The sequence below is a fragment of the bacterium genome (assembly GCA_024226335.1).
In the GTDB taxonomy this organism is placed as follows: Bacteria; Myxococcota_A; UBA9160; order SZUA-336; family SZUA-336; genus JAAELY01.
Genome location: JAAELY010000172.1, coordinates 35895 through 53592, shown reverse-complemented (window position 1 = coordinate 53592; position 17698 = coordinate 35895). Strand labels below are relative to the sequence as shown.

20 protein-coding genes are annotated in these 17698 nt (G+C 65.0%); 7 read left to right on the top strand and 13 right to left on the bottom strand.

Annotated features, from left to right (window positions below):
* Positions 1-165: 165 nt before the first annotated feature.
* The 3 genes from GY725_08555 to GY725_08545 form a co-directional block, all read right to left on the bottom strand.
* Entirely contained in the window at positions 166-450 is a 285-nt protein-coding gene (locus tag GY725_08555) for a hypothetical protein (GenBank protein MCP4004231.1), read from the bottom strand.
* A 71-nt stretch (positions 451-521) separates the two neighbouring features.
* Positions 522-1886: a putative lipase gene (locus GY725_08550; protein ID MCP4004230.1), complete on the bottom strand. Its 1365-nt coding sequence runs from the start codon at positions 1884-1886 to the stop codon at positions 522-524.
* 17 nt (positions 1887-1903) lie between these two features.
* Positions 1904-2347 (bottom strand): excinuclease ABC subunit A, encoded by a 444-nt coding sequence (locus GY725_08545; GenBank protein MCP4004229.1) that lies wholly within the window; start codon positions 2345-2347, stop codon positions 1904-1906.
* A 174-nt stretch (positions 2348-2521) separates the two neighbouring features.
* Between GY725_08545 and GY725_08540 the strand changes: the two genes are divergently transcribed.
* Genes GY725_08540 through GY725_08530 form a run of 3 tightly spaced genes read left to right on the top strand, consistent with a single transcriptional unit; the run spans position 2522 to position 5554 of the window.
* Complete coding sequence (locus GY725_08540) at positions 2522-2806, top strand: hypothetical protein (protein MCP4004228.1); 285 nt, start codon at positions 2522-2524, stop codon at positions 2804-2806.
* On the top strand, positions 2799-3158 hold the full coding sequence (locus GY725_08535) for a hypothetical protein (GenBank protein MCP4004227.1): 360 nt from the start codon (positions 2799-2801) through the stop codon (positions 3156-3158). Before GY725_08540 ends, GY725_08535 begins: the two co-directional genes overlap by 8 nt.
* 23 nt (positions 3159-3181) lie before the next feature.
* Complete coding sequence (locus GY725_08530) at positions 3182-5554, top strand: MMPL family transporter (protein MCP4004226.1); 2373 nt, start codon at positions 3182-3184, stop codon at positions 5552-5554.
* Here GY725_08530 and GY725_08525 read toward each other — a convergent pair.
* Positions 5526-6902, bottom strand: a complete 1377-nt coding sequence (locus GY725_08525; protein ID MCP4004225.1) for a radical SAM protein — start codon at positions 6900-6902, stop codon at positions 5526-5528. The two genes, GY725_08530 and GY725_08525, sit on opposite strands and share 29 nt — an antisense overlap.
* Before the next feature lie 187 nt (positions 6903-7089).
* Between GY725_08525 and GY725_08520 the strand changes: the two genes are divergently transcribed.
* Genes GY725_08520 through GY725_08505 form a run of 4 tightly spaced genes read left to right on the top strand, consistent with a single transcriptional unit; the run spans position 7090 to position 11089 of the window.
* The gene (locus GY725_08520; GenBank protein ID MCP4004224.1) at positions 7090-7599 is read left to right on the top strand and encodes an acyl-CoA thioesterase; all 510 of its coding nucleotides are present in this window, start codon (positions 7090-7092) and stop codon (positions 7597-7599) included.
* Positions 7596-9143 carry a long-chain fatty acid--CoA ligase gene (locus tag GY725_08515; protein MCP4004223.1) on the top strand — a complete coding sequence of 516 codons (1548 nt, stop codon included), beginning with the start codon at positions 7596-7598 and terminating at the stop codon, positions 9141-9143. The genes GY725_08520 and GY725_08515 overlap by 4 nt, the downstream gene beginning before the upstream one ends.
* Positions 9144-10361: a beta-ketoacyl-ACP synthase gene (locus GY725_08510; GenBank protein ID MCP4004222.1), complete on the top strand. Its 1218-nt coding sequence runs from the start codon at positions 9144-9146 to the stop codon at positions 10359-10361.
* Positions 10358-11089: a beta-ketoacyl synthase chain length factor gene (locus tag GY725_08505; GenBank protein MCP4004221.1), complete on the top strand. Its 732-nt coding sequence runs from the start codon at positions 10358-10360 to the stop codon at positions 11087-11089. The genes GY725_08510 and GY725_08505 overlap by 4 nt, the downstream gene beginning before the upstream one ends.
* 10 nt (positions 11090-11099) lie before the next feature.
* Here the strand turns inward: GY725_08505 and GY725_08500 are convergent, their stop codons facing one another.
* Genes GY725_08500 through GY725_08460 form a run of 9 tightly spaced genes read right to left on the bottom strand, consistent with a single transcriptional unit; the run spans position 11100 to position 17567 of the window.
* Entirely contained in the window at positions 11100-12335 is a 1236-nt protein-coding gene (locus tag GY725_08500) for a beta-ketoacyl-ACP synthase (protein ID MCP4004220.1), read from the bottom strand.
* Positions 12335-13057: a 3-oxoacyl-ACP reductase FabG gene (fabG, locus tag GY725_08495; GenBank protein ID MCP4004219.1), complete on the bottom strand. Its 723-nt coding sequence runs from the start codon at positions 13055-13057 to the stop codon at positions 12335-12337. Before fabG ends, GY725_08500 begins: the two co-directional genes overlap by 1 nt.
* Positions 13054-13518: a 3-hydroxylacyl-ACP dehydratase gene (locus tag GY725_08490; protein ID MCP4004218.1), complete on the bottom strand. Its 465-nt coding sequence runs from the start codon at positions 13516-13518 to the stop codon at positions 13054-13056. The genes fabG and GY725_08490 overlap by 4 nt, the downstream gene beginning before the upstream one ends.
* Positions 13508-14473, bottom strand: coding sequence for a hypothetical protein (locus GY725_08485; GenBank protein ID MCP4004217.1), 966 nt, complete (start codon positions 14471-14473; stop codon positions 13508-13510). Before GY725_08485 ends, GY725_08490 begins: the two co-directional genes overlap by 11 nt.
* Entirely contained in the window at positions 14470-15201 is a 732-nt protein-coding gene (locus GY725_08480) for a glycosyltransferase family 2 protein (GenBank protein MCP4004216.1), read from the bottom strand. The genes GY725_08485 and GY725_08480 overlap by 4 nt, the downstream gene beginning before the upstream one ends.
* The gene (locus tag GY725_08475; GenBank protein ID MCP4004215.1) at positions 15198-16175 is read right to left on the bottom strand and encodes a hypothetical protein; all 978 of its coding nucleotides are present in this window, start codon (positions 16173-16175) and stop codon (positions 15198-15200) included. The genes GY725_08480 and GY725_08475 overlap by 4 nt, the downstream gene beginning before the upstream one ends.
* Positions 16176-16187: 12 nt before the next feature.
* Complete coding sequence (locus GY725_08470; GenBank protein MCP4004214.1) at positions 16188-16436, bottom strand: acyl carrier protein; 249 nt, start codon at positions 16434-16436, stop codon at positions 16188-16190.
* A 20-nt stretch (positions 16437-16456) separates the two neighbouring features.
* On the bottom strand, positions 16457-16708 hold the full coding sequence (locus tag GY725_08465) for an acyl carrier protein (GenBank protein ID MCP4004213.1): 252 nt from the start codon (positions 16706-16708) through the stop codon (positions 16457-16459).
* A gap of 4 nt (positions 16709-16712) precedes the next feature.
* Positions 16713-17567 carry a 1-acyl-sn-glycerol-3-phosphate acyltransferase gene (locus GY725_08460; GenBank protein MCP4004212.1) on the bottom strand — a complete coding sequence of 285 codons (855 nt, stop codon included), beginning with the start codon at positions 17565-17567 and terminating at the stop codon, positions 16713-16715.
* Between the last annotated feature and the right edge of the window lie 131 nt (positions 17568-17698).

Here is a 17698-nt window from a genome sequence, read left to right as displayed (position 1 = left end):
CTGCGCTGCGTCGCGCGACCCTCTGCAGATCTACGGATCTGCGATCGGATCACGCTTCTTGCTCAGGCGGCGACTCCCGCTTCTCGCTCGAATCCTCCCTGTGCAGAGATTCCCTAGCCGCGATGGCGGCCTAGGTCGAAACCAAGAACCGTCTCTTAGCCAGAGCTATCTCGAGTCTGGAAACTTTTGACGACGTACACCCTTCGACTCGCGACGCGCGAAGTCCTTGGCATGTCCGCCCTCGTGAAGGACGATCGCCGGGACGTCGGAGTAGATGTTGATCGTGTTCGTGAACGGATTGTAGTTGTCTCCGCCGAACGCGCGCTGCGGCAGTGCCGTGTAGGTCGCCAACGTGAGGATCCCGAAAGTATAGCGCCAGAAGCCACCGATGTTGCGGTTGCGGAACAGTCGCGCCCACTCGCCGGGAACCGAGTACTGGTTGAGTCGCACCTTGACGTTGCACAGTTCGTTGGCTCGGAGGTACTCGACGAGGGCTTCGCAAAGCCGATCAGCAAAAGCTCCTAGTCGAAGCGTTGGCTGAGCAGCCAGTTCAGCCGCGTTGCGACTTCTGGGGCGTGAAGGATGCCGACGTGGCCGTGGTCGTAGGCGCGCTGAGTCGCGGCTTGGTCCTGGGCCTCGGTGCGCGTCTGGCTGGCCACCGTCACAGTTCCGTCGTCGGCCACCGGTTTCGAGCTGCTCATCTTGAAGCCGTACACTAGGTGAAATTCTACGGCGGGGAGGAGGGAGCGGACTTTGTCTCCGTCATAGAACATCCGGCGTAGGTAGTCGCTCGAGGGGTTCATGTCGTGGAAGGAAAGAGGTAGCTTGATCGGGGCGCCGTCGACGTTCCTGGCATTGACGTCGCCTCCCCAGGGAGTGGAGATCGAGATGAATAGCCGGACGTTGCCTCGCGCCGCCACTTGCTCGGCTTTGAGGATGGCGCCCCTCGCGACGAGTCCCCCCATACTGTGCGCGACGACAGCAATTTCTTCGAAGCCGTGCCCGATGGCGAGTCGCTCGAGGAGCGTCGCCAGGTGGTTCGAGAGGCCGTCGAGGCCGAACCCAGACGGGAAGAAGTAGAACCACGGCTGGTAGCGGTCGCGATCGATCGATTCGATCAGCGTCGAGAACTGCTGGGGATAGCCGCTGATGCCATGGACGAAGAGAACGGGAATCCGGCTCGGGTCGTAGGGTTCCAAGAAGTAGACGCCCGCGATCCCATCGTTCAGGAATTCCATAATCTCCCACAGACCTCGCGAGCCGGCTTCCGGACCGAACTTGGCGTCGTCCAGGTCCTCGCAGATCTCTCCCTGTACGGACCATGACCACAGGCTGAACCGCCGCTGTTCCTCCGGCGTGCGCTCGACTAGACCGAGAACGTCGAGAGGCTCGTCGGCGTAGGCTGCGAAGTTGGAGCCGGTCTGGAGCACGATGTTCTGGCTGTGGTCCTCGCCGGGACCCACCTCGATGATCGGGTTGTCGCGGTTCCGGCTGACGCGTTCGTCAAGATCGACGAGCCCGTTTCGATTCCTGTCCTCGTAGGCGCCGAGCCGGTAGCGACCTTCCTGCACGCGGAACGCAAAGGTACCCGGCCTCACCCTGACATAGGAGTCGACCCCAATCAGCGGGTCGCCGTCCACCTCCGGTTCGTGCGAGAGGACCACGACCAGATTGCCGCCCGTCTTTCCTTCCGCGTCGATTCGCCCGTCGATCCGACTGATCTGCTGCGCCATCTCGAGCTGGTCCCTGAAGCTGACGATCCGCTTGAGAGTCGTGCAGCCAGACGGAAACGCGACGGCCAAGATAAGTGGGACCGCGAGAGTTGCATGTCGACGCAAGGACAGGCGCATCCAGTTCCTCCAACCTCTCGTCTGAGTCGTGACCATGCACCTATCCTTTAGGGCTACTTTTGGACCTTCACCACTCTCCCGCTCAGCGCGACGTTCGCGATGAACGCGCCCGCGACGCAGCGGAACTGAGTGGCGCTCTCGAGGTCGCGATTCCGAGTGATTGACTTGATGTCGACGACCGCGTCGCCGCCCAGACTCTGCGCGCGCCTCTGCAGGGAGATCACGGCCGAGAGGAACGCGACGTTGCAGGCATTCTCGTCGGACTTGGCGAACGCGCTGGTGCGTCGGTTAGAGCGGAACACTCCTAGATCTTTGATGACGGTCGGGTGGTGCTGACCGGCCATATAGATGGGCACATCGAGCAGTCGCTCATTGCCGATCGAGCTGCTTGTTGCGGCATTCACGTCGAGCTCGTGGAATGTGTTCCGCGCGGACGTGGAGTTCGCTACGGTCGCCGTCGTGAGCCCGACGGCTATGGCAATAAGAAGTCTGTTCATGCGAATCGTCCTCCCAGTCTGGAAGCATACTATGCGGCAGCGACCACCGCACTTGCCCTACATTCCTTGACAGCTCTGCGCGGGCGGTGAATCGGCGAGTCAACTCTGCGGGCGCGCTCGCCGATGTCGCAAACTCGACGGTCAGTAGCTAGCTTCGGGATCCAAGAGGTGCTTATGACCCGGCCACTGCTTCTCGCACTAGCCCTGTTCGCTCTGCCCGGCTGCTATGTCCACACCGTGCTGCCGTTGGACAGAAATCTGGATCGCACCCATCTGGGGAGCAAGATCGGTAAGGCGTCCACGCAGGGGGTTCTCTGGGCTGTGGTCTGGGGAGACGCGGGAACCCAGGCGGCCGCCGAGGCCGGAAGTCTCACTACAATCAACCACGCAGACCAGGAGATCTTCGTCCTCCTGGGCGGCGTCTACTCGCGGGTGACGACCGTGGTGTACGGTGACTAATGCCGGCCGACGACTCGCTCTGGCTGTACTTCTCGTCGCTCTCCTGGCCTTGAGCGCCTGCGCGCAGGGTTTTATCTTCCGCCGGACGGTCGAACCGCTAAGCACGGACTTCGCGCGAACCCCGGTGCACGGCTGCGCGCCGGCGCGCTCGGACGTGAAACAGGTCCGCTACCGGTACCTGGACTTCCGCTGGGACGGCAACGGCATCGGGCAGGTCGCCCGACAGGCCGGCTTCGACAAGGCCTATTACGCCGATTTCGAGGTCTTGAGTATCCTGGGAATCTGGACGCAGAGCTGGGTGATCGTCTACGGTGACCGTGAGGGCCAATGCGCGGAAGCGCGGGATCGCTGAGAGATGGAGGTCGCCCAGCCCCCGTGAGTCATCGCGCGCTCGTCGTCCCCGCCGCGGGTCTGTTGCTTCTGGCCGGCATGGCGTTGTTCACGGCCCGCAATCTCCAGTTATCGACTGGGCTCGCGAGCTTGCTGTCCGAGTCGTCCGATCTGGAGCTGGCCCACATCTCTGCGCGCCTGGTTGACAGCCCACTGACGCGCACCATGGTGCTCAGTGTGACCGCGCCGGATCTGAGGACGGCGCTGAAGACAGCGCGACGCTGGCAGGCGGTGCTTCAAGGGCATCCGGAGGTGGAGAGCGTACGTGCTGGTCCGGACCCGGAGTTCGCGCGCGCCGTCTTTGAGCTGTACTTCCCGCGCCGGCTGCTTCTGCTGTCGAGCCAGCCCGAGGTCGAGCTCGCCCAGAGACTCTCGCCGGCGGAACTGCGGAACGCCGCGCGGCGGCTACGCGAGCAGCTCGCGCTTCCGCAGGCGCAGCTCGTCAAGGAGATCGCGGGGCAAGATCCGCTGCTGGCCTTTCCCGCGCTGTTACGCGAGTTCGAAGGGGCGCAGCAGGGGCCGCTGGAGCTGGTCTCCGGCCAGTTTGCATCCCCGGCGGAGCGCGCTGCCATCCTGTTCTTGACTACTCGGCACTCGGCGTTTGACGTGGCGCACCAGGCGCCGCTCGAAGCGTTCCTGGAGCGGAGCTTCGCCGAGCTGGCCACCGGCCAGCCCGGGGCTGTGCGGCTCGAGCGCAGTGGTGTACACCGCTTCGCGGTGGCTTCGGAGCAGCGCGCGCGTGCCGACATGCAGGGGATCTCGGCGGTTTCCCTGGTCGGTATCGTGCTGCTCTTCCTGGTCGTGTTCGGATCCTTGCGCCTGCTGGTGATCTCGCTGCTGCCGATCGCGGGCGGCGTGCTCACCGCCACCAGCGTCGGCATCCTGATTTTCGGCGAGCTGGGCCTGATGACGCTGGTGTTCGGATCGACGCTGATCGGTGTCTGTATCGACTACCCGATCCACTATGTGAGCCACCACACGCTGGTTCCGGCACCCGACGGGCCGCGTGCGTCTCTGGCGCAGATCTGGGGTGCGCTGGTGATGGGCGCGCTGACGACGGTCGCCGGCTTCGTCGGCCTGGCGTGGTCGGACTTTCCTGGAATCCGCGAGATCGGCATCTTCGCCGGAACCGGTGTGATCGGGGCGCTCGTCACGACGCGCGTACTGCTTCCGCCGCTCCTGCCCCGCGCTCCGGTCGCGACGCCGCTGCAAGCTGGGGTCTCTCAGCTTCTGGCGCGCCTGCTGGCTGGAATGCGCGAGCGGAGGCTCGCGCTGGTGCTTCTGTTGTTAGGTGCAGTGGCCGTCACCGCGGTCGGCCTGCCGCATGTGTCCATGCAGGACGATGTGTTCGCGCTCGGGCTGTCGCCGCCCGAGGGCTGGCTCGCCGAAGACGCCGGCGTTCGCGGCCGGGTCGCACAGATGGACCCGGGCCGCTTCGTCGTGTCGATTGCCGAGAGCGAGCAGGACGCGTTGCGCCTGAACGACGCGGCCTACGAGCGACTCGTGTCTGCCCGTGAGGCAGGCGAGATCACGGGCTTCCGTTCACTACACGTGTTCCTGCCGTCGGTGTCCTTGCAGGAGCGCAACCGCGGGGTGCTGGCCGACATGCCCGAGCTTCCTCGGCAGATGCTCTCGGCCCTGTCGGCTGAGGGGTTCCGGCCGGATGCCTTCGAGGGCTTCACCCGCGCGCTCGCCGACCACTCTACGCCGCCACTGCGCTTCGCAGATCTCGTGGCTTCGAGCTTGGCGAGCAGCGTCGCCGCGTTCCGCGTGGACCTGGGCGAGCGGGTGGCGCTCCTGACCTTCCTGCAGGGCGTCTCCGATCCCGCCGCACTGGGTGCCCGGCTGGCAGATCTGGACGGCGTGCACTATTTCGATCAGCGGCGCTTTCTCGCACAGATTTACGGTCGCTACCGCGAGCGTACGAGCGTGCTGATCGCCGTTGGTCTCGCAGCGGTCGTCGCTCTGCTCTTCGCGCGCTACCGCAGTATCGGGATCGCGGTCGCGACCGCGCTACCCGCGGTGTTGGCGGCAGCGCTGACCCTCGCGTTGTTGGGGATCGCCGGGATTCCGATTAGCCTGCTCCACCTGCTGGGTCTACTTCTCGTGCTGAGCATTGGGGTGGACTACGCGATCTTCCTGGTCGCGAGCGACGCGAGCGGCCCGGGCCGGGCGGCCGCGCTGTTGAGTCTGTGCGCGGCGTGCCTGTCCACGTGCCTCGCCTTTGGCCTATTGGCGGCGTCGTCGTTTCCCGCGTTGCGCGCGCTCGGGTTGAGCACGGCGATCGGGGTGCCGCTGAGCCTCGTCCTGGCCCCGGCAGTGCTGCTGCTCACGGGACCGAACGAGCGCGCGCCCTGAATGCCGCGCCCAGTGCCTCGACCTCGTCAGTCGAGCGCAGATATTGCCACAGTGGTCCGTGCAATCCCTGGCGCCGCAGCCTGCGGAACAGACCACGGTCGAAGTTGACGCCGAGCGGCGGGATGATCCAGTAGGGGAACTCGTCCTTGTGCTCGGACAGCCGCTCCTCGATGCGCGCGCGCAGGCGCAGCCGATCGCGCCGCAGTTCGGGGTCCAGCGCCTCGTAGTCTTCCACCCAAATGGTCAGGATCGCGGCGTAGGGGTCGAGCGAGACGATGAATTCGAGCGAACGCTCTACGTCTTCGAGCGTTTCGTCGCGCGTGCCGAGGATGAAGGTGTGACAGTCGGGAATGCCCTCGTCCTTGCAGACCTTGTGCATCTCGCGGATCTGCTGCGTAGTGAAACCTTTCCGCAGGCGTTCCAGGGTGCGATCGACGCCAGAGTCGGAGCCGATCTCCATTCCAGTGCAGCCCGCGTTGCGCGCGAGCCGCGCGAACTCGCGATCGAAGCCCAACGGGTTGGCGTAGCAGGTCCACGGGATGCGCCAGTCTCGCGAGATCAGTTCGCGGCACACGTCCTTGGCATGGGAGCGCGGCAGGTTGAAGACCGAGTCCACTAGGAAAAAGTGCCTGATCTCCGGCTGCTGCTCGAGTGCGAGGTGCATCTCGTCGACGACTGCAGTCGGCGGGCGCAGGCGCCCGACCCGTCCCTCGATCGTCGGATAGGTGCAGTAGTCGCAGTGCAGCGGGCAGCCCCGTTTGGTCTGGACGGAGTCGATGCCGTAGCGTTCGTAGTAGCGCGGATCGAGCAGCGAGCGGTCGACCATCGCTAGCGTCGCGAGGTTCAGAAACTCATCCGCCGGTGTCGTTGTGATGCGACCGTTCTGGCGCGCGAACAGCCCGCCAATCTGCTGGTCCAACGGCGTGCGTCCCTCAAGCCGATCGAGCAACTGCGGAAAGGACGCCTCGGCCTCGCCTGCGATCCCGTAGTCGGGCTGAAGGCGCTCCATCAGCTCTTTCGGCGCCACGCTGAACCCTGACCCGCCGAGCACGATCGGGGCTGAGCTGACTTGCCGCGCTGCGGTGATCAGCTCCGTGTAGTAGGCGAGATGGTCGTCGTTGCCTGTATAATCCGCATTCTGGATGTTGCGCATGCCGAGCCCAATCACGTCGGGTCGGAAGGACTCGAGTTCGGACTGCAGCGCCTTCGTTGGGTAACGCTCGAAGCAAAGATCGATCAGTCGCTTCTCGTGGCGGTCCGGCGTGCTGGCCAGCACGCTAAGGATGCCGAGCGGGATCACGGCATCGGGCAGCTTCTCGCGGTTTCCGGATACGAACGCGACTCGCACGGCACAACTCCCGGGGCGCTTCAGCGCCTCAGCGAAGGATCGGAAGGGGTTGTGGGGAGCCGCTATGATACTCTATCGCGAGGATCGGAGCGCGCCCGATCTGTCGCTTGGTGGGTCGAGGTTTCTGCTTCGGCGCCCTGGGGAACGAGTCCCGCAACTGAAACGAGCATTCTAAGGTCGAACGAGCATGACCTCCTCTGACACTGAAGCCAGCGAAGGCCGACTTCAACTCCAGGGGCGCGGGAGGCGCGGTGCTAGGCTGCACGAGTGCAGCACCGAGCTAGAGGTTCCGTTTCACGACGTGGATGCGCTTCGGATCGTCTGGCACGGCCACTACTACAAGTACATGGAGATCGCGCGCACGCAGCTACTGCGCTCGCGCAAGCTCGATGTGAAGGATCTGATCTCGCTCGGCCACGGATTGCTGGTGATCGAGAGCGCGTGCCGCCACACCGCGCCGCTGCGCTACGGGGACCGGGTCCGGATTGCCGCCTGGTTCGGAGACGTGACGCACCGCATCCTGATCGCCTACGAACTTTCGAACCTGAGCCTGGGAGTGCGCAGCGCGCGCGGGCACACCACGCTCGTGGCGACGACGCCGACCGGTGAGATGCTGCACCGCACGCCCGACTCGATCGCCGCACGTCTTCTGCCCCGCGGGCCCAGCACCGACGAGCTCCAAGGAGCGACGCGGTGAGCGGACGGGTCGGCCCCTTCCCGGCTGCGGAACAGGAAGGAGGGCCGTCGGAGCTGATTCGCGCACTCGAATCTCACGCGAGTGAGCGTCCACACGAGTTGGCGATCCGGGAGGACGACGTGCTCGGGAGCGGCCGCCAGCTCACGTGGCAGCAGCTGCGCGACGCTGCAGCGCGGCTGCGGGGGCAGCTGCTGCGATTGTCTACGGACAGGATAGTGTTGATGCTGGCGGTGCCGAACCGCATCGAGGCGCAGATCGGGCTTATCGGCGGTCTTTGGGCGGGCGCCGACGTACTTCCGGTCTCGCCTGTGTCGACTGAGACCGAGCTGCGGGGTTTGGCACGACGCGCGCGTGTGTCGCTCCTGATCGGGGATGCGGCGCCGCGCCGCGCGCTCGATGGAGAGATCGAGCAGATCATCCCGGTCGAGTCGCTGCTCGAAGGCGAGTCACCGGCAGCTGGGGAGTCGATGCGCTGCGGGCCCGGTGTGATCCTCCTGCAGAGTTCAGGGACCACGGGTTTGCCGAAGATCGTACGCCGGCCCGCTTCGGTGCTCGATGCCGTCGGGCGCAACCTCTGCCGTGCGCTCGAGCTTCGCGCATCCGATCTGATGCTGGTCACGATTCCGCTGCACCATTCGTACGGGATCGACTTCGCACTCATGGGCGCGACGATCGCCGGGTGTGCGACCGAGTTGCACTCCAGTTTTGTCCCGGGGCGGGTCCGGTCTGCGCTTGTCGCCCAGCGCGTCAGCGTATGGCCCGCGGTGCCCCTGATGCTGGATGCGGTCTCCGCCAGCACCGGGGTGGGGCAACCTCCGGCGCTGCGCCGTGTGATTTCCGCGGGGAGCCCGCTCCCGCGCCGCGTATTCGACCAGTTCGAGCATTGCTTCGGCGTTCGCGTCGGCCAGGTCTACGGCGCGACCGAGTTCGGTTCCGTCACCTACAACGACCCGGCCGACCCTGATTTCGATCCGGACTGCTGCGGCCGACCGCTTGCCAGGGTCCAGCTGAAGCTCGTGCGCAGTGATGATCCGGCAGGGCACCAACCGCTTCCGGCCGGTGCCGAAGGCGAGGTGCTCGTTTCGGCGCCGAGCATGCTCTCGGGCTATGTCGATTCCGACGACGAGCCCTACGTGGACGGGTTCGTACGCAGCGGAGACCTCGGGACGCTCGATGACCAGGGGAGGCTGCGGCTCACCGGACGTCTCAAGCTGATGATTGACGTCGGCGCCCAGAGCGTGAACCCGCTCGAAGTCGAGGCGTGTCTCGCCCGTCACCCCACGGTGTCGGAGGCGGTCGTGATTCCGGTCCCGTTCTCGGATACGGCGGAGCGCCTCAAGGCGATCGCGATCCCGAAGCGGGGCGAACAGGTGGATTCCGCGGCGCTGAAGCGCTTCGCTCGCGAGCACCTCGCGGCCCTCAAGGTTCCGCGTGTTATCGAAGTGCGCGAGGACGTGCCTCGTTCGCCGACCGGCAAGATCCTGCGCGGCGAGCTGATTGCGGCGGAGCGGGCGGCTCGCGCGCCCGCCGGGGGGCAGCGTTGAATGGCCCCCGAGCTGCATAGCGAGCCCTGCGCCCTGAGTGCCCTGGGAATGGTGAGTGCGCTCGGCAGCACGCTCGACGAGACTTGGCGGAGGCTGATCGCGGGCGACCAGTCGGGCTTCCGAGAGCGCGGGAATCTGGTCGGCGGCGGCGTGCACCTGTTGGGCGAGGCCCCTGAGACGCTGCCGGATCTGCCCGCGTCGCTTTCCCGCTTCGACTGTCGGAACAACCGCCTGGCGCTCGTCGCTTTCGAGGGGATCCGCCCGGCCGTCGAGCGCGCTATCGCGCACTTCGGGCCGGCCCGCGTAGCCATCGTCGCAGGCTCGAGCACCGCAGGCGTCGAGGCGGCGGAACAGGCGTTCGAGCAACGCCGCCGGACTGGAGCGCTCTCACCGTCGTTCGACCTGGTGCAGCTCGAGTTTGGCGGGATGCCCGAGTTCCTGGGCCGGATCTCGGGTGCGCAGGGTCCGTGTTACGCGCTTTCGACTGCGTGTTCGACGGGCGCCAAGGCGTTGATCTCCGCGCGCGGCCTGCTCGAGCTCGGGGTCTGCGATGCCGTGATCGCCGGCGCAGTCGACTCACGCTGCCGCCTTACGGCGAACGGGTTCGCCGCCTTGCAGGCGGTGTCCGCGGTCATCACCAACCCGATGAGCAGGAACCGGGACGGGCTCACACTGGGAGAGGGCGGGGCACTGTTTCTGCTGACGCGCGATCCCGAAGGCATCCAGCTTCTGGGCGCTGGCGAGTCGAGCGACGCGCACCACATGTCCGCGCCAGAGCCGAACGGGCGTGGAGCGGAGGCATGCATGCGCGCGGCGCTGCAGGACGCCAGTATTCGCCCGGACGAGATCGCCTATCTGAACCTGCACGGTACGGGCACGCCACATAACGACGCGATGGAGAGTGCAGCTGTCGAGCGTGTCTTCAACGGATCGAACGTCTGCTGCAGCTCGACCAAGCCGCTAGTAGGTCACACTCTGGGTGCGTCTGGCGCGCTGGAGGCGGGCTTTTGCTGGCTGATGCTGGACCGGCAGCAGGGAGGCCGCCTCCGCGTGCCCCCGCACCGCTTTGACGGCCAGCTCGACGGCGAGCTTCCGCAGCTCCGGCTCGCAGGCGACGAAACGTGGGTGGATGTCGGTGCCGAGCCCATGCTCATGAGCAATTCGTTCGGCTTTGGCGGAAGCAATTCCGCACTCGTGCTTGGCCGGAGGTCGGGGTGAGTTCTGTCGCCCTGAAGAGCTGGGCTGCGTGGTCGGCCGGGATCGAGAGCGAGAAGGACTGGGGCGATTGGGCGCGCGATCCGCGTCCGCTGCGGAAGGATGGAGCGCCCGCGCTACGTTTCATTCCATCGCTCATGCGTCGTCGCTGCGACCAGCTGAGCCGCATGATGCTGCACGTCGCGCACGAGTGCTGCGGCGCTGCGCTACTGCCCGAGGTGACCTCGGTCTTCGCCTCGCGTCACGGCGGATTCACCACCATGGTGTCGTTGCTCGAGTGCCTGGCCGAGGATGCCAAGCTGTCTCCGGCCCGGTTCAGTCACTCGGTCCTGAACACGCCGGCCGGCCTGTTCTCGATCTGGGCCGGGAACCAGCGGGCATCGACCTGCGTCTCGGCCGGTGCGCACACCTTCGCCTATGGATTTCTCGAGGCGCTCTCGATGCTGCGTAGGCAGCCGGGACGTCCGGTGCTGCTGATCGTGGGCGACGAGTCGATTCCCGAGCCGCTGCTCGAGCTCTCGGATGACGATCACGGGGCGCACGCGGTGGCGCTGCTGCTCGACGTCGAGGAAGGAGAGAGCCTCGAGTTCACTCTCGAGCCCACACCGAATGGAACGGATGGGGACTCCAACGACTTTCCGCAGGCCCTGCAGTTCGTCCGCTGGCTGTTCTCGAGCGAGCCTGTCCTGAGTCTCGATTGTGCATCGAACCGCTTCGTGTGCCGCCGCTAGTTCGAGCCTGTTACTGCCCTGACCAACGCCGGAAGGCGAGCGACGTGTTGATGCCGCCGAACGCGAAGTTGTTGCTCATCACGTACTCGGTTTCGAGCTCGCGAATCCCCTCGCGAATGTAGTCCAGCTCACCGCAGCGGGGATCCACACTGTCCAGGTTTATCGTCGGAGCGAACCAGCCCTCGCGCATCATTTCGATGGTAAGCCAGGCCTCGATCGCGCCGCAGGCGCCCAATGTGTGGCCGATGTAACTCTTGAGCGAGCTGATCGGTAATCGCTCGCCGAACACGCGCCGGGTCGCCTGGCTCTCGGCGATGTCCCCGGCCTCTGTCGCCGTGCCGTGAGCATTCACGTAGCCGACGGTAGAAGCGTCGAGCCCGGCGTCCTCGAGGCAGAGCTCCATCACCTGCTGCATGCCATCGGAGTCCGGATTGGTCATGTGTTTACCGTCGCAGTTGGTCCCGTAGCCAACGAGCTCGGCATGAATCTGGGCGCCGCGCGCGCGCGCGTGTTCCAGTTCTTCGAGCACGAATGTGGCCGCACCCTCACCAACGACGAGCCCGTCGCGGTCGACGTCGAAGGGTCGCGGCGTCTCGTGGGGAGTCGAGTTTCGGGTCGATGTCGCGTACATGATGTCGAACACTGCGGAGTCGATCGCGTGGTACTCCTCGGCGCCTCCCGTGATCATTACGTCCTGCTTGCCCGACTGAACCGCTTCGTAGCCGTAGCCGATTCCCTGACTACCGGAGGTGCAGGCGCTGCACGTCGTGACTACGCGGCCTTTCAACTCGAAGAACTGAGCCAGGTTCGCGGGAACCGTGTGGCTCATGACCTGCAGGTAGTCGGTGGCGCGGATACCGTGCAACGTGCTCTTGGTCTCGATGTTCACCGCGTACACGGTGAGAGCCGGCGGGCTGCCGCTGGTGGAACCGTAAGAGATACCGGCGCGCCCGCTCCTGATCACCGGATCGTCCAAGAGCCCGGCATCCAGCAAGGCCAGCTCGGTGGCGCGCGTGGCGAGTAGCGATACGCGTCCCATGCTGCGCGTGCGCTTGCGGGGGTAGTGCGAGGGCGCCTCGAAGTCGTGCACGCGCGCTGCCAGGCGCGTATTCATGCCCTCGAAGCGTTCGAGTTCGGCGAGAAACTCCACGGCCGAGGAGCCACTGCGAAGCCCCTCCGAGACGGTCTTCCAGTCGTTTCCGAGGGGGCACAGGCCGCCCATGCCGGTGACGACGACGCGCCGCATCAGGCCATCCCGCCGTTGATCGAGATGGTCTGCCCGGTGATGTATGAGGCCCGATCTGAGAACAGGAAGGCGACTAGCGCGGCGACTTCCTCAGGAGATCCGACTCGCTGCATCGGGATCAGCTTCGCCATTTCCTCCGGAAGGCCCTCGATCATGTCCGTTCCGATGAAGCCGGGTGCGACGCTGTTCGCTGTGATCTTCCGCTTGGCCAGCTCCAACGAAAGCGAACGCGTGGCCGCGATCAATCCGGCCTTCGACGCGCTGTAGTTGACCTGCCCGCGGTTTCCGACTACACCCGCCAGCGACGACATGGTGACGATGCGGCCACCTTTGCGTGCCCGAACCATCGGCATCACCAGCGGGTGAAGCACATTGTAAAAGCCGTCGAGGTTCGTGCGCAGGACGTGGTCCCAGGCCTCGTCGCTGAGCCCTGGGAAGGGACCGTCGGCACGCACGCCGGCGTTGCATACCACGCCGTAGAACGAACCGGCACGCTCGATCTCGTTCTCGAGCGCGCGGCGAGTCTGATCGCGATCTGCGACATCAAAGGGCAGGAGCCCGGCCTCTCCCCCCAGCGCCTCGATCTCCTTGACCACAGCCTCGGCCGCATCGCGCTGCTTGCGGTAGTTGAGTGCGACCCCGAAACCGTCGGCTGCCAGCTCCAGCGCGATCGCGCGTCCGATGCCGCGACTGCCTCCCGTGACCAGGACTCTTCGTTTCATGGCAATGCCTCCAGTGCTACGCCCTTCTCTGGGATGAAGCAGTTTAGTCGCCCTTCCGCCAGGATCTCGGCTGTCGCGGCATCTCTGACCGCGCAGTCGAACGACACCATGCCGGAAGCCGCACCCCAGGTTCGAGTGGCGCTTACTTCGAGGCGTTGTCCGGGATTGTACAGCACGCGATGAAAGACCAGACTCCTGGAGCCCAGCAGGAAACCGAGGCGAGGTGGATCGCCTCGTTCCCGATCCACGAGTCCTCCGTATACAGCCACGCATTGCGCCATGAGTTCGAGCCCGATCCATGAGGGCAGATGACCCGCGGCGTCACGAAACGAGGGAACTTGATCGACGATGACGAGGCACACCGTTTCGCCCTCTGGATCGTGACTCAGGATGTCGGAAAGCAGGAGCATGTTTCCGGAATGAGGGATCACCTCTGCGACCGGTGGCAACTCACGGGTCACGGCTCGCCTCTTCCTTCCCCCAGAAGTCGTAGAAGTTGAACCACTGGAGCGGGTTTCGTACGCAGAAATACGAGATTCGGTCCGCGTAGAGCTGGCAGTAGTGGGCGAGCGCCTTCGTACGCTCTTTGCGGGGGATCCGCACGCGCTCGGCAAAGGGCTCGACGTGAACGCGGTAGCGTCGGGTACCTACGCGCAGGCCCACCATCAGCAGGACCGGGCAGCCCAGCGCGCTAGCTAGCAGAAGCGGCCCCTGCGGGAGCGCCGCGGGTGCTCCCAGGAACTCAACGCTCGTCACCCGGTCACTCTCGTTGGGATGGAACCGGTCGCCCAGCACTGCGACCACCTCGCCGCGCTCGATGCAGGCCTTGACATCGAGCGCGTGGGAGAAGGAACCTGCTTGGACCTGGATCACGCGCACCTTGACGTTTTCATCGGGCTCGCTTGCGCTGCTCAACAGGTCGTTGATGCGCGCGGCGTTCTCCGTGTGCATGAGCACGCAGACGGAGATCGGCGAGCGCGTGGCGGCGAGTAGACGCATGGCGTCGAAGCTGCCCAGGTGCGATCCCAGGATCAAGCATCCGCACTTTTCCTCCGCGACCCGGTCCAGGTGATGCATGCCGTCGACTTCCAACTCGAAGTCGTCACGCCGCCCAAGCCAGAAGCCCACACGGTCGAGGATGGCGACACCGAATTCGAGAAAGTGTCGGAAGCTCTGCAATAGGCCGGGTGGCGCGCCGAGTCTGCAGGCTGCTTCCGGCGTGGCGTAGACGCGTCGAAGGTAGACGAGGGAGGCGTGGCGAGCAGCGCGGCCGGTGAGGAAAAAGTAGCCGACGATCGGGTAGAGCAGAACGCTCGCCACCCCGCTGCCGACGTGTCGGTAGAGCCAGCCGGTGATCTGCATACCGAGCCTCGAACCGCGTTCTCGTCGCTCATACCAGTCCCGGTCGCGACTCAATTGCGGCTCCGACGACGCAGCAGCCAAGGAAGCCTCGTGACCATGCCAAAGAACAGCCGCACATGGAGTCGCGTCATGCGGACATTGTCCCACAGGAAGTCGAAGTGCGAGAGACCGTCCGCAAAGTAACGTACGCGACACGGCACGTTGACGACCGGCACCGAAGCCCAGAACAGGCGCACAGCGATCTCGGGGTCGAAGTCCATCCGATCGCCGCAAGGCGTACGCTCCAGAACACCAAGCGTTGGGCCCAACGGCATGGAGCGCAGTCCGCAGAGTGGATCGCGGATCTCGAACGATAACGTCTCGATCCATACCCAGAAGCAGGACAACAGGCGCCCGTAAAGCCGAACGCGCGAGGCGTTTTCGAAGCTAGGCATGCCAAGTAGTAGCGCGTCCGGCCGCTGCTCGGCGATTTCGAGAAAGAGGGGAACGTCGATCGCGTCGTGCTGGCCGTCGGCATCGAGCTGGACCGCGTGCGTGAACCCGAGCGAGTGGGCCAGGCGGTAGCCTGTGCGCAGCGCTTCACCCTTGCCGCGGTTTTCAGGCAGCATCACGACCCGAACCCAACTATAGCGTTCGTCTAGCGCTCGTAGGATCTGCTGTGTTGCGGCACCGCTGCCGTCATCCACCACGATGCATTCCAGACCCAGGTTCTCGAGGGAGGCGAGCAGATCCTTCATCGTCGATCCGTGGTCGTAGTTCGGGATCAGCAGGCAGGGCCTCACGCCCCCTCCTCGTCGAACTCGACTCGGAGGCGTCCCGAAGAGAAGACTTCGGTCCCGGCGTTGAGGCTGAAACGGAATAGGCGGCGCGTCTCGTCCGGCTGCACCGCCAGCGTGAAGGCCTGACCGGGGAGCATCGGCCGTTTGAACTTGAGCGCCTCGATGCTCCGGACAAAGGCGGGTGTCCCTGTGCAGCGCTCGACCGCCTGCACGACCCACCGGAGCTGGAGGACGCCCGGAACCAGGGAATACACCGGAAAGTGTCCAGGCCAGCAGGCGAGATCCTCGGGCACGCGCAGCTCGAACTCCCGACCCTGTTCGACGGTCCTCTCTGACACGAACTCCGGGTCTAGGCGTGGTTTCACTGCGTCACTCTGCTCGTCCTCGCCGAACAACATGCGGAAGACCCAGTCGGTCGGCGCGCCCAGGTAACGCCGGAAGCGCCAGTGCCGATATGTGAACTCGGCTGCGAACAGCACGCCCATAAGAACGTAGGCGATACCGCCAGTGTAGAGCGCCCAAGCCTCGAGGGTCGCAGCCAGGGCAAGCCCGAAGGCGATCGTGCCGTTGATCACGAAGAACGCGCTCCAGATCACGTTCACGCGGCGGCAGTAAGCGAGTTCTTCTCTGGACAGGTCCGGGACCTGGATCCGCGCTAGGCGCTCGATCGTAGACTCGGCTCCCACGAGCGAGCTGGCGAACACGGCAAAGAGCGCCAGGTTGATGAGACTCGGACCCAGCAGCAGGCTCAGCGGATGGTTTGTGGCGGCTGTCGCCATGACCATCAGGCCCACGGCGAGCACGGGCAGCCAGAACACCTTCGTGTAAGGGATGAGCCGATGGGGTGCGGCGATCGCCAAGCGGAGCGCGAGCAACCCGAGCACCGAGAGCGCGACCTGACGCGGCTCGAGCACGCGGAGCCCGAGGTAGATCAACGCGGGATACGCGACGCCGACTAGGATCTGAAGGGCGGCCATCACGACGGTTGGCTACACGTCCTGCAGCCTGCGGTGAACCAGCTCGACGATGTCCTCCACGCGCCGGATCTCCCGAAGCTCTTCCTCGGCCACGTCGAGTCCGGTCTCGTCCTGAAGCCCGACGGCAAGGTCGATGGCGTCAATGCTGTCCAGGTCCAGATCGTCGATCAGGTGCGCGGAGAGCAGGATCTCGTCGGGGTCGAGCTCGAAGGACTGGACCAGGATTTCGCTGACCTGCTGGAAGATCTGTTCTTTGGTCATAGCCTCGGGCATGCGCGCGGCTACTTCTTGCGATTTTCGGACACGAAGGTGGCCAGGCCGCGAACATTCGCAAAGTGCTTCGCGTTCTCCTCCGGATCGTCGCCAACCTGGACTTCGTAGCGCTTCTCTAGCCCCATCGCGATTTCCAGCGCATCGATCGAGTCCAAGCCCAGACCCTCGCCGAAGAGCGCGTCCGTGCTGCTGATCTCCTCAGGCGTGATGTCTTCCAGTACGAGCACGCCGATGATCAGCTCCTTCAGCTCTGCCTCCAGCGTTTCAAGTGACTCCATGGTTCAGCCTTGCTTCGAAGTAGTTGCGCATCCAGGAGCTGATGCGTCTTGCCGCCACCGACGGTGCGAGGTCAGCGTCGACTAGGTCTTTCGCGTATGTTGGGGATCCGACACTAAAGGTATAGTGGAAAGTCTCGTTCGGCAGAGCGTACCACGGTTGTCCCTTTTTGAGTGCCGGTGGATCGCAGTCGATCACGACCGGCACGATCCGGCAGCCGCTGCGGAGAGCGATATGCGCCATGCCGCGCCGAAAGCTCCTGAGGCCGCAATCTGGCGAGCGGGACCCCTCAGGGAACAGGACCACGGAGCGCCCAGCGCGCAGGCGGTCCGCGCAGGCCTCGACCAGCGTCTCACTGCTATCGTTCGGGATGTAGCCGGCGGCCCGCACGATGCCGCGTAAGGCCGGGTTGCTCCAAGCTGCGCGCTTCACCACACAGTCCGCCTGCGGCATGAACGCGAGGAGAAATACTACGTCCATGAGGGTGGGGTGATTAGCCACAACCAGGCTAGGGCCCTCGGCGAGATGTTGCATGCCATGATGACTCGTCTTCCAGACCCGAATCAGAACACCGAGTCGCACGAACAGTGCGAAGGAACGCTGGATCCAGCGCTGCGCCAGCAGGTCGCGGCGTACCTCGCCTCGCGTCAGTCGCCCCGAAAGCGGGACTACAACAAGCGCCAAGATGACGGCGCCGACACCGAAGGCTGCGAACATGAAAGCCGTTCCGCAGACCCGCCAGAGCCTTTCCAGGCGCCGCCCGATGCCGCTCCGCGATGGTGCCGGAAGGGGCGTCGTTTCCTTGTCTCTTGCCCTCTCGTGATTTCGGCAGCGTTCGCTCATTCGTCGCTCCTGAATGATACCGGACGCGCAGGGAACGATCCGGTCTGGCCATCGCATTGGATGAGCGCCAGAATGCCAGTGGCCCTGTTGGCTGTAAACAACATGATCCGACGCTCACCTACATATTCTAG

What these genes read in the sequence shown, in the direction of transcription:
- GY725_08550 (MCP4004230.1), bottom strand. Translation starts at nt 1,886, where the DNA reads ATGGTCACGACTCAGACGAGAGGTTGGAGGAACTGGATGCGCCTGTCC.
- GY725_08545 (MCP4004229.1), bottom strand. Translation starts at nt 2,347, where the DNA reads ATGAACAGACTTCTTATTGCCATAGCCGTCGGGCTCACGACGGCGACC.
- GY725_08540 (MCP4004228.1), top strand. Translation starts at nt 2,522, where the DNA reads ATGACCCGGCCACTGCTTCTCGCACTAGCCCTGTTCGCTCTGCCCGGC.
- GY725_08520 (MCP4004224.1), top strand. Translation starts at nt 7,090, where the DNA reads ATGACCTCCTCTGACACTGAAGCCAGCGAAGGCCGACTTCAACTCCAG.
- GY725_08510 (MCP4004222.1), top strand. Translation starts at nt 9,144, where the DNA reads ATGGCCCCCGAGCTGCATAGCGAGCCCTGCGCCCTGAGTGCCCTGGGA.
- GY725_08500 (MCP4004220.1), bottom strand. Translation starts at nt 12,335, where the DNA reads ATGCGGCGCGTCGTCGTCACCGGCATGGGCGGCCTGTGCCCCCTCGGA.
- fabG (MCP4004219.1), bottom strand. Translation starts at nt 13,057, where the DNA reads ATGAAACGAAGAGTCCTGGTCACGGGAGGCAGTCGCGGCATCGGACGC.
- GY725_08475 (MCP4004215.1), bottom strand. Translation starts at nt 16,175, where the DNA reads ATGGCCGCCCTTCAGATCCTAGTCGGCGTCGCGTATCCCGCGTTGATC.
- GY725_08470 (MCP4004214.1), bottom strand. Translation starts at nt 16,436, where the DNA reads ATGACCAAAGAACAGATCTTCCAGCAGGTCAGCGAAATCCTGGTCCAG.
- GY725_08460 (MCP4004212.1), bottom strand. Translation starts at nt 17,567, where the DNA reads ATGAGCGAACGCTGCCGAAATCACGAGAGGGCAAGAGACAAGGAAACG.